Source organism: Okeania sp. SIO2B9, from assembly GCF_010672505.1.
GTDB classification, from domain to species: domain Bacteria; phylum Cyanobacteriota; class Cyanobacteriia; order Cyanobacteriales; family Microcoleaceae; genus Okeania; species Okeania hirsuta.
Genome location: NZ_JAAHGK010000081.1, coordinates 1 through 10,893 on the forward strand (window position 1 = coordinate 1; position 10,893 = coordinate 10,893).

Genomic DNA, 10,893 nt, shown 5'->3' on the forward strand with positions numbered 1-10,893 from the left:
TTTTTAAGTGTAAGTCCCACTAGATTAATGCTCAAAAAAGAATTAAGAAGCTCGCTGTTAAAAAAACGTCAGTCTATGTCGGAGACAGAATGGAGGGAAAAGAGCGATCGCCTTTGCCACCACTTACAAAATTACTCCCTATTTCAAAAAGCTCAAACTGTTTTAGCCTACTTTAGTTTCCGTCAAGAAGTAGACCTTAGTTTATTATTTACAAATAATCGAGAAAATTCAACAGTTTCTAATAAAAATTGGGGATTTCCACGGTGTGTCAAAAAAACTCTATCTTGGCATATTTGGCAACCTGAAAGTTATTTACAAAAAGGCATTTATGGTATCTTAGAACCAGAATCAAATGCACCATTATTACATTCATCAGAAGTAGATTTAATTTTAATTCCTGCTGTTGCTTGTGATCTAAATGGTTATCGTTTAGGCTATGGTGGTGGTTTTTATGACCGGATGTTAAGTTCTGAAGAATGGGCATCAAAACCTACTATAGGAATTGTATTTGAATTTGCTTATTTACAACAATTACCAATAGATCCTTGGGATAGACCTCTAAGTGCCGTTTGTACAGAAAATGGTGTAAAATAGATAGTGTATAATAGGCAATAGGCATCTTCATGGAGGAGTCAGGAGTCAGGAGTCAGGAGTTAGGAGTTAAGAGGAAAAAAATAAGTAACAAAAGAAGAAGAAAGTTTTTGTTAGTGTAAGCAGAACGGAGTTCTATATAAGTCCAAGTAGTGTCATAATTAACTTATTTGCTCAATGATTATATGTTAGTTCCTAAATTGAAAATTTTTTCCTTCTTCTTTATTGTTTGTTATTTGTTGGTGACCCCTACTTTAGCAATTCAGACAAAAGATGGTACAGTTTATTTTGCTCAACCACCTCGCCTAGTTAAGGCAGTGACTACCCGTAGTGAAACCTATGTTTGGAGTGCAACCTATTACTTTACTCTCAGTTTATTGCCTGATGCTGGAGTGCCATTGGAACGAGTAACAATTACCAAAACTGAAGGATCTGGCAATATCCGATATAACCCAAAGAAAATTATTGCCTTTGAAGGAACTCATCGCCAGAAAGGACAGCAACTGGCAGTTGAGGAAGTGGCGATCAATCGGGAAACTAATACTGTCTCAGTAACCTTTAACCCTCCAGTACCTCCAGGCAAAACTTTTACTATAGGTTTGCGTCCAGTGCGGACTCCTAAGTATGGGGGTATATATTTATTTGGGGTGACAGCTTTTCCTGTGGGAGAAAAATCATCTGGTCATTTTCTTGGCTATGGTAGACTTCATTTTTATGACAGTTCTAATAGTTATGATTAAAAGATATTACTAAAAATTATAGAATGGTGAAAGCAGTTATCTTATTATCAGGAGGATTAGATTCCTCAACGGTTTTGTACCAAGCAAAAGCAGATGGTTGTCAATGTTATGCTATTTCTTTTGACTACCAACAACGCCATCGTCGAGAATTAGACTCAGCCAAAAAAATTGCTGAAAGTGTTGGTGTAGTAGAACATCATGTTGTTAGTTTTGACCTCAGACTATGGGGAGGATCAGCATTAACTGATAATCAAATTGATTTACCAAACGATCGCTCTGTTGAGGAAATGTCGCAAAATATCCCTATTACTTATGTTCCAGCGCGTAATACTATTTTTCTGAGTTTTGCCCTCGCTTATGCTGAAGTTGTCAATGCGAGTCGGGTTTATATTGGGGTGAATGCTTTAGACTATTCGGGTTATCCTGACTGTCGCCCAGACTATATTCAGGCCATGCAAGAAGTGTTTCGCCTGGGAACTAAACAGGGGAGGGAGGGTGAAGCGATCGCTATTGTTTCCCCACTTATTGATATGAAAAAGACCGAAATTATTCAATTAGGGAATAATTTAGGAGTACCTTGGGAAAAAACTTGGTCATGTTATGCAGGTGAAGAAAAACCTTGTGGTGTATGTGATTCTTGTCGCTTGCGGTTAGCTGCTTTCCAGGAGTTGGGATTAAAAGATCCATTGTCTGATTAAAAATCTTTGTTCATAGTAGTACGCGCTGGTATATTTACAAATTGCCGGAATGGCTAATTGCTGATTATCTGTATCTAGTCAGCTTTTTTCCTACTCCCTGAATGTAGCGCTATAGTTCCTGTTTCAGGGAGTTGATAGTTTTGTTGCGAATATCGCAATAGAAGTTTTTACTTACAGCGGTTTTCATTTCGGTAGACCACACTAGGGACCTTCCATGGAAGGTCTCTACTGGGTTTTGATTGTGACGTCAGGTCATCAATCAGCAAAAGCGCTGTAGGAATTTCCCAGAAATCAACTATCTGAGAGTATTGACATACTCCCGACGCTCCCCTACGGGAGAGCGCGGGATTCTTCAGTCAGATAAGCCCTGACTGCAGTTTTAACAGAGGTGATGTCCTCCCCCTGTGTTGATAACAATCCTATTTTTTGTATTAGTAGTGCTGAGTTATAGTCTCTGTCTAGTTCCTGTCCACATTTAGGGCAGGAATGCCAACGCTCAAATAAGCTTTTCGATACTTTATTCAAGCATTCCCAGCAATGTTGAGACGTACCTTTTGGGTCTACTTTGATAATTCTCTTGCCTAGTTTCCAGGCAACATACTCTAAAACCTGAACAAACTGACCAAACGCTGCATCTTGCAAAGACTTATTTAATCCTGACTTAGCTGATTGGCCATTAGGCAAAAACTGACCATTACTTCCTAATTTAGCTTTGCAACGTCGGAGTAAGTTTGCTGTAAGTAGGTCTTCAAGGAATATCACCCTTACATCACTAAACAAATGATCAGCAAGTTTGAATTGCCAGTCCAGTCGTTGTCTAGCTATCAACTGATGCAGTTTAGCTATTTTGCGTTTGAGAATTTTCCAAGACTTAGAATGTTTTTGTTTTTTTAGTTAATCTGACCTGTAGTTTAGACAACCGATATTCAGAGAGCCTGAAAAATTTAGGAACTTCTATAAACTCACCATCACTGGTAACAACATAGTGCAACAATCCTAAATCAATACATGCATGAGTTATCTTCGGTGGGTTGAATTTCTACAACCTCATAAGGTACCGTCTTATCTTCTATCGTGAAGCTAATATACCATCCGTCTGCTTCACGGATTACTGTACCTGTCTTAACTTTGAATCCTGTTGGTATTGGACGATTGTATACTAAAGCGACTAAGCCAATTTTTGGCAGATTTACACAAAAACGACCGTTGGCATTTTTGACAATATTTGCATTTGATAGTTGAGGATAACTAAAAGAGTTATAGTAATGCCTACCTTTGAATTTAGGTCTACCACTGGTTTTACCTTTTTTGTCGGGTTTGCTAAAGTTATCCATAGTAGTTTGTACTCTTTGGATAACATCTTGCAGGACCTGAGAGTGTATAGACTTGTATTCCCGAAATAGCTTTTTAGTTTGTGCTAAGTCCGCCAATTGAACAGTCTCCCACAAAACATAACCATTGACTAAATTCGGATGTTGATCCCCTTTCCTTGTTATGGGATTACCATCACTGTCTTTTTTCCTGCCATCTCCAAAATGCACTCTAAATTCGGGGATATTTTGATAAATCCGTTCTATTGGCACTACTGAAACATTAAGTGGACAAGCATTGACTGGTGTGCGCGTTGCTTCAAACCAGTTTAACCTTTCAGCTAAACGGTAATTATATTGTCGTCGAGCTAATTCTAACCAATTAGCTATAATTACCCCTTGCCTTTTATGTGGCTTGAGCTTGTACTTATATTTCAGGAGCATGGCAGAATCGACCTTTATATCTACAATTAGGTAGTATATCAAAAATAAGGGCAAACCACACAGACAACGCCCGGATATCCCATACGACGCTCCCCAAGGGGAGAGCGCGGGACTTCCCGCCGGGGGAGTTAAAAAATAAAAACAAAAAAAATATAGGCGGATTAACTAATTGAATCTGTCAAATTCTACCAATTTCCCTTAAAATTTTATTAACGGCTATTACAATTTTATTAAAAAATAATACTGTTTTAGATTTTTGTGTTTTAATTTTCCTCTTTTAAACACAAAATAATTCTTCAACTTTGTTATCACTAAATATTGTAATTGTCAAGACAAAAACTTTTATAGTTTTGAATTATGGAATGGCAAGAAAATTCTGGTAATTGGGTACTAATACCTTCTCACCCCAAAGCAGTCATACATTTTTTGGGAGGAGCGTTTGTTGCAACTGCACCCAATGTAACTTATCGGTGGTTATTGGAAATGCTAGCAAATCAAGGATATGCAGTAATAGCGACTCCTTTTGTCAATACTTTAGATCATTTAGCAATGGCTAAAAATGTTCTCAGCAGTTTTGATAGCTGTCTCAATCTTATTTATGCTCAAAGAATACTGCGAAAAAAAAGTCTACCTATATATGGCATTGGGCATAGCATGGGATGTAAGTTACATTTACTGATAGGTAGCTTATTTTCTCTAGAAAGAGCTGGAAATATTTTGATATCTTTTAATAATTCTGCAGCTCGTGATGCAATACCCTTGGTGGAACAGATATCTCCTGTGATAAAAGTAGAATTTACTCCATCTCCTAAGATTACAAACCGCCTAATTCAAAAGCGTTATCAAATTCGGCGCAATTTATTGATTAAATTTAAAGACGATGATATAGATCAAACTCTTCGTTTGAGTGATTTGTTGAGATTACGTTTTCCCGATCTGGTGACAGTTAAAAGATTAAATGGAAATCATTTAACACCTTTGGGCCAAGATATAAATTGGCCTGTAGGAAAAGTATATACTCCTATAGATGCGATCGGTCAATGGCTCAAACAAGAAGTTTATCGAGACCTCAATCAACTTAAACGTGAAATTTTGCTTTGGCTCAATCCATTGGCACAAATCTCATAGCTTTACACTCACACATTTTAGATTTAGCTGTTACTATCAGAAGTTTGATTTTGTTCTTTGGGGTATGGCCAATAATCTTTACTAATTAACAAACAATTCCGATTTTCGGATGTGCTACGGGTATAACTAATATTGTCTGCTATGGCATACATAAGTTTTATACCCCGTCCACCAGGAGCAAACATATCTGTTTGAGCTGGTTGTGCTTTTAACCATTCTTCCAAGTCAAAAGGCGGACCACAATCCCAAATTCTAATTTCTGTGTGGTCACTGAATATTGTAACTTCAATGTCTATAAGTGTTTCTCTAGATAAATCTCTATGGGCATGGCGGGCTGCATTAGTAAAACCTTCAGCCAAAGCCAGCTCACACTGTAGCCAAACTGTTTTCGGAATAGCTGCTTGATATAATTGTTCAAACCATGACAAAACTTTGTCGTTTTCTCTAAGGTCTGAACTAACTTGTAAAAAAGCACTATGTTTCGTAGGTAATTTATCAGATCCTTTGACTTTATTCACACTTACTGTCTTAAATTTATTACATAATATTTTAGGTATATCCTAAGCTATATTGTAAAGTATGTGTATAAAATTTATGTAAATAATTAAAAAAAATGAAGAAAGTTGATGAAAAAAGGGATTCGATCCCAATGTAAGATTGAAGACCACTAATTTTTAAAAGGCGTGGGAGAATTAAACCCAATATCTGCAAAATGAAGGAATTAAGAAAAGACAAAAAATATTAGCACTTTACTTATATCCTTCCTCCTGCTTCATTCAAATGAAGCGAGTGAAATAAAAACTCCTGTTGGTCTACTCACTTTTATGTTGGCTTTAGCCGAAACAGTGAATTGTTGAACTGAGTGCATGATGTATAAAATTTTGGTTATTGATGATGATATTGCCATTCAGGAATTGCTCAAAAGAGTTCTCCAGAAACAGGGTTATGAAGTGACGGTAGCAAGTAATGGTGAAGATGGTTTTCAACAGGCACAAAATTTACAACCTGCTTTGATTATCTGTGACTGGGTCATGCCACGACTCACAGGAATAGAGGTATGCAGCCGAGTTAAAACAAATTCTGAACTATCTACTACTTTCTTCATTTTATTAACTTCTTTAGGAACGGTTCAAGATCGAGTTAAGGGTCTGGACGCAGGTGCTGATGACTTTATTTCTAAACCAATAGAAATGAGTGAATTGACCGCCAGGGTCAGAGCAGGGTTACGATTACATCAGCTATCTCAAGACTTACAAACCCAAAAGCGACTATTAGAAGCAGAATTAGCTGAAGCTGCTGATTATGTGCGCTCTCTTCTACCAGAACCCTTAATGGAACCAGTAAAAGTTGAATCACAGTTTATTCCTTCCCACAAATTAGGAGGAGACTGCTTTGATTATTATTGGCTAGACGAAAATTACTTGGCTATGTATTTACTGGATGTAGCTGGCCATGGTTTACGGGCAGCACTTCCTTCTGTGTCAGTTTTGAATTTATTAAGGTCGAAGGCAATACCGAATATAGATTACCATCAACCTAGTGATGTACTTAGAGCTTTAAATAATACTTACCAGATGACCTATCAAAATGACAAATACTTTACAATCTGGTATGGGGTGTATAATCGCTCTGAAAATCAACTGGTATATGCAAGTGCAGGTCATCCTCCGGCTGTTTTAATCTTAGGTAATGGTCAGCCTAGTCAGGTGAATAAGTTGAAAACTCCAGGAGTACCTATTGGTATGTTTCCAGATGTGACTTATGTTGATAATTCTTGTTTAGTTGAGAAGTTAAGTTCTCTGTATATCTTTAGTGATGGTGTTTATGAAATTCCTCAACCTGGAGGAGAAATCTGGGGTATAGATAACTTTATCGATCTAATTTTAGAGTACCATAAATACGGTTATTTTCATCTAGATAAGATATTAAACTATGTGCGAGATTTGAATTGTGGTCATGCCTTTAGTGATGATTTTTCTTTACTAAAAATTATTTTTGGTTAGCTTGCTGATATAAGCTAAGAGACATTTAGGTTTTATGTTCTTTGTTAAGGGTTAAGGGTTCCCTTTGATCAAGAAGTTCTATAGTTTAAATGTTCAAAAGCTTATATCAGGTGTGATAAATATTTGTTAAAAATACTTAGGGTGTTTGTAGTAGTCTGTCAAGATAGTTTTGAGGGGTCATATTACCCAAAAAACATTACCCAAAAATCACAGTTACAAAAATCTATCCATCACTTCAAAGTTGACAGACCACTAATAGTTTGCAGATATGCCTTCAGTAAAATCTGCCTTTAGTAACATCTTTGATTATGTAGAAACAGCTAATTTTTTTGCCAATATCTGTCGAAAGCCAAATGGTCAATTAATTTATATTGGTGGTCAAAAAGCTAATCCTGAAAATGCTATTAAGATACCTGCAATAGCTGAATAGGGAACTGGATATGTTGCTGAAAACGGAAATATTACCTATATTGTAACAGGTGCTACTTTAAGTATTGTAGAAAATGGTAAGACTATCAGTGAAGAACAAATAACCTATGTGTGTAGTCAATTTTTTGAAAAAGTATGTCAAGAGAGATAGTAGCTCTATTGATTTTTATTTCAAGAAAGTTTAATTCGCCTCCCTTGCCAGATATGCTTTTTATTGAATCATAGAAATTTAATTATTAAATTTTGCTTCTATGTTGTATCATGGAATCCATTAATTAATTTATCGGAGAACTAAACTGTGAATTTTGTTAAGACTAATCAACAGCTCTTAAAGTTAGGACTGTTGACAATTACTACATTCTTTTTATATACATTTTTAGCAAAAGCTCTAGCAGATCATAACAATCTAGAAACAGAGCAAGGAACTATATTATTAGCTGAACTTCCCCGGAATAATCGGCGTATTTGTCTTCAACGTGGAGACAACTGGTCTGAAGTAAATTATTTTGAATCCAAGAACTATTTTGCCAATATTTGTCGTCAACCAAATGGTAAATTAATGTTAGTTGCAGGCAGAAAATCTAATCCGAATCAAGTTTTAGAGTTACCTGTAGAATTTAATCAAGGATATGCTGCAATTGATGGAAATAAAACTTTCAGAGTGAATGATGGTTCTTTTAGTCTAGCAATCAATGGTCTGGTCGTGAAGAGAGAAGAAATTACTTATCAACAACAATAAAACTAGGTATTGTTGATTTGCGATTGAAGCAAAAATTAAAAATTAAGATGTTAGAGTAATTATTTCCTCTATTCATTATGATAAATCAATACAAACAGTCTCTAATATATTTCGGTGGTCCTGTATATGTAGTGATAAAATTGTGGTCAGGCGATATAGCTGCTGCTAGTCTCCCCCTCTCATGTAGCGCAGCGAAACGCTTCATTTAGTTTCTATATCAATTGCTAATCAGAGCCATTGTTTGTGATTTTTATGGTCAACAAATGACTACATTTCATTACATTGGATTATGAGTTTACCCAGTTTTTTCTTAGTATATTTAATAGACCGAGAAACTTCAGCATACTTATTATTAACGTAATTCTGGAACCATTTTTTCGACACACCTGTTACACGAATTAAAAAGTGCCAAACTAATTTATCAATTAATTCTTTGGCTTCATTACTAAATATAATTTATTTTACTATTTTCCACAAATTTTCACAGACAATTTTGACACTGATATTTTTGTTTTTCTGAAGTGAATAATCCCATTTTTAACAATATAATTACTACCACAACTAGGGCAGAACTGAATTATAGAGATAGAGATTTTTTATGATTACTTTCAATAGATAATAGGATACTTTTTGCTTAGAATGTTTGGGGTTAATTCCTGATGATTTTATAGCTGATTATATGAAGCGTTTTGCTGCGCGACATGAAAGGCAGATCCTAGAGGCAGCTATATTGCCTAGACAATAAATTTTTAAATTTTTCAGCAGGAGAAAACGTAACTGGAGAGTACAAAGTTCTTCTAAAAAACGGTGTGCTCTCAAGACTGATAAGTATTACTGGAAAAGGCTTACTGAAGAATTAATAATTAAATAATTAAATAATTCAGGTTGAAAGCTTCCCCTTTCAAGGGGAAAAAAATAAATTTTTTCCTTTTAGTTAATCCTCTCCCTTTTAGGGAGAGGTAATTATCCATTATCCATTATCCATGGATGAAAGCACCTATTATTCTGAATCGATAGTTTTTAACCTTGAGTCCCTGAAAGCCTTGGCTAGCAATAGTTATTCCAAGAACTTTACACTGTCTAAAAACGTAATATTTTCAAGATTAATCTCAAAAACTAATAATTTATATTGACTTATCACTACATATACAGGACTATCACTTATCTAGTGTACATACAGCATTAATATCTACATCTCAATCCCAATAAAAAAATTTTCCAGTTTACAAAATTATACCTTTCTGGTCATCAGTGACTACAACTTCATTTTCGTCAAAGGGTACATCACCAGTGTTAGTCACTTCATAAGTCCCAGTAACTGTCTCACCAGCAGCAATTTCTACTGCTTCCTCTATGGTGTCAGCATCTACACCATTAGTGAACTTTTCAATGTCAATACCAGGGTCTTGAGGATCTGGTTCGCCGTTAACGTAGTGACTAGGATCTTCGTCGGTGACATCATCAGCAACAACTTTACCAATATTTTTATAGATGCCGTCACCTATGCTGTCAAAATCTAACCCAGAAATAGCACTGCTACCAGCAAGTTCAACTTCCCAAATAATTCAATTGCTATCTGTCTCAAATGAAGGGGTGTCATTCTTGGGAATCTCAATGGGTATTGTAAATTGGCGTTGGTAAATTACAGGATGAAATTTGTAGGGGCAATCCCCCAATGATTAACCGGGGTAGGTTACAGAGCGCTACCCCAAAATATAAATCATCCCATTAATTACCAACGCTGTAAATTCAATTACTTGAGTACCCGCAGTTATTGTTTGATTAATCAAAGGTTGTTCTAGGATGATTTTTTTAGAACTTCTTCTTTTTCTTTGAGTTATATCATGTCCGGATAATTAGTGATAAAAAAACTTTCTGCTTCTCCTCCTCTTTCTTCCCCCGTGACTCACTCCTCCTGTACCTCGCCCATCCGACGGCTTCCCTACCTGACTCCTCCGTCGTTGATTTATAACTGTTCAACCAGACATAATATTACTTTTGCTAATGTAAAATGCTTCCCTATTTTATAGTGTAAAACAGAGAAGCACTTACCGATCGCTTAAAGCAATTTATGCTTCGTCTAAAGCAACAATACCTGGTAATTCCTTACCTTCCAACAATTCCAAACTAGCACCACCACCAGTAGAAATGTGACTCATTTTTTCACCCAAATTCAACTGTTCTACAGCAGCAACAGAGTCTCCACCACCAATAATAGTAATAGCATCCTGCTTATCCGCAAGAGTACGCGCGATCGCTTCAGTACCCTTAGCAAATTTCTCCATTTCAAACACACCCATCGGACCGTTCCAAATCACAGTTTTGCAATCACCCAAAGCATCTTGGAAAACCTTTGCAGAGTCAGGACCGATATCCAAACCCATCCAACCATCAGGAATAGCTTCAACACTAACGATTTGAGTATTAGCTTCTGGGTCAAACTTGTCAGCTACAACTACATCAGTAGGTAATAACATTTCCACGCCTTTCTCTTTTGCCTTAGCTTCCAGAGACTTAGCTAACTCTAGCTTATCGTCTTCAACCAAAGACTTACCCACACTTAAACCACGAGCTTTGTAGAAAGTGAAAATCATGCCACCACCCAATAGCAGCTTATCGCACTTATCCAACAAAGCATCAATCACACCAATTTTACTAGAAACCTTAGAACCACCAATAATTGCAGCCAAAGGTTTTTGAGGATTATCAATTGCACCTTGGAGGAATTTTAATTCCTTTTCAATTAAATAACCACCTACAGAAGGACTCAAATATTTAGTCACACCCTCAGTCGAAGCATGAGCGCGGTGA

At 36.3% G+C, this 10,893-nt stretch carries 11 protein-coding genes; 7 read left to right on the top strand and 4 right to left on the bottom strand.

Annotated elements, in window-relative coordinates; translation table 11 throughout:
* Positions 1-27 precede the first annotated feature (27 nt).
* From F6K13_RS05120 to queC, 3 genes are all read left to right on the top strand, one after another.
* Complete coding sequence (locus F6K13_RS05120) at positions 28-594, top strand: 5-formyltetrahydrofolate cyclo-ligase (RefSeq protein ID WP_124147338.1); 567 nt, start codon at positions 28-30, stop codon at positions 592-594.
* 182 nt (positions 595-776) lie between these two features.
* Positions 777-1,331: a DUF2808 domain-containing protein gene (locus F6K13_RS05125; RefSeq protein WP_124147337.1), complete on the top strand. Its 555-nt coding sequence runs from the start codon at positions 777-779 to the stop codon at positions 1,329-1,331.
* A gap of 26 nt (positions 1,332-1,357) precedes the next feature.
* The gene (queC, locus tag F6K13_RS05130) at positions 1,358-2,029 is read left to right on the top strand and encodes a 7-cyano-7-deazaguanine synthase QueC (RefSeq protein ID WP_124147370.1); all 672 of its coding nucleotides are present in this window, start codon (positions 1,358-1,360) and stop codon (positions 2,027-2,029) included.
* A gap of 330 nt (positions 2,030-2,359) precedes the next feature.
* On the opposite strand, the gene F6K13_RS05135 is transcribed toward queC, so the two are convergent.
* Positions 2,360-2,857, bottom strand: a complete 498-nt coding sequence (locus F6K13_RS05135; protein ID WP_240039178.1) for a zinc ribbon domain-containing protein — start codon at positions 2,855-2,857, stop codon at positions 2,360-2,362.
* 173 nt (positions 2,858-3,030) lie between these two features.
* Entirely contained in the window at positions 3,031-3,825 is a 795-nt protein-coding gene (locus F6K13_RS05140; protein WP_287286952.1) for a helix-turn-helix domain-containing protein, read from the bottom strand.
* A gap of 315 nt (positions 3,826-4,140) precedes the next feature.
* Between F6K13_RS05140 and F6K13_RS05145 the strand changes: the two genes are divergently transcribed.
* Positions 4,141-4,911 carry a DUF1350 family protein gene (locus F6K13_RS05145; RefSeq protein WP_124147334.1) on the top strand — a complete coding sequence of 257 codons (771 nt, stop codon included), beginning with the start codon at positions 4,141-4,143 and terminating at the stop codon, positions 4,909-4,911.
* A gap of 23 nt (positions 4,912-4,934) precedes the next feature.
* Here F6K13_RS05145 and F6K13_RS05150 read toward each other — a convergent pair whose 3' ends face one another.
* Positions 4,935-5,429 (bottom strand): ATP-binding protein, encoded by a 495-nt coding sequence (locus F6K13_RS05150; RefSeq protein ID WP_124147333.1) that lies wholly within the window; start codon positions 5,427-5,429, stop codon positions 4,935-4,937.
* A gap of 351 nt (positions 5,430-5,780) precedes the next feature.
* On the opposite strand from F6K13_RS05150, the gene F6K13_RS05155 reads away from it, so the two are divergent.
* The 3 genes from F6K13_RS05155 (at position 5,781) to F6K13_RS05165 (ending at position 8,082) form a co-directional block, all read left to right on the top strand.
* Positions 5,781-6,914 carry a PP2C family protein-serine/threonine phosphatase gene (locus F6K13_RS05155; RefSeq protein ID WP_124147369.1) on the top strand — a complete coding sequence of 378 codons (1,134 nt, stop codon included), beginning with the start codon at positions 5,781-5,783 and terminating at the stop codon, positions 6,912-6,914.
* A 268-nt stretch (positions 6,915-7,182) separates the two neighbouring features.
* Positions 7,183-7,344: a hypothetical protein gene (locus F6K13_RS05160; protein ID WP_161564718.1), complete on the top strand. Its 162-nt coding sequence runs from the start codon at positions 7,183-7,185 to the stop codon at positions 7,342-7,344.
* Positions 7,345-7,641: 297 nt separating this feature from the next.
* Positions 7,642-8,082: a hypothetical protein gene (locus F6K13_RS05165; protein WP_124147332.1), complete on the top strand. Its 441-nt coding sequence runs from the start codon at positions 7,642-7,644 to the stop codon at positions 8,080-8,082.
* 2,069 nt (positions 8,083-10,151) lie between these two features.
* Here F6K13_RS05165 and F6K13_RS05170 read toward each other — a convergent pair.
* A partial coding sequence (locus F6K13_RS05170) for a phosphoglycerate kinase (protein ID WP_287286953.1) occupies positions 10,152-10,893 on the bottom strand: 742 nt, incomplete at its 5' end.

Bases quoted from the DNA above. Each gene is read 5' to 3' on its own strand.
- F6K13_RS05120 (WP_124147338.1), top strand. From the start codon at position 28: ATGCTCAAAAAAGAATTAAGAAGCTCGCTGTTAAAAAAACGTCAGTCT.
- F6K13_RS05125 (WP_124147337.1), top strand. From the start codon at position 777: ATGTTAGTTCCTAAATTGAAAATTTTTTCCTTCTTCTTTATTGTTTGT.
- F6K13_RS05145 (WP_124147334.1), top strand. From the start codon at position 4,141: ATGGAATGGCAAGAAAATTCTGGTAATTGGGTACTAATACCTTCTCAC.
- F6K13_RS05155 (WP_124147369.1), top strand. From the start codon at position 5,781: ATGTATAAAATTTTGGTTATTGATGATGATATTGCCATTCAGGAATTG.
- F6K13_RS05160 (WP_161564718.1), top strand. From the start codon at position 7,183: ATGCCTTCAGTAAAATCTGCCTTTAGTAACATCTTTGATTATGTAGAA.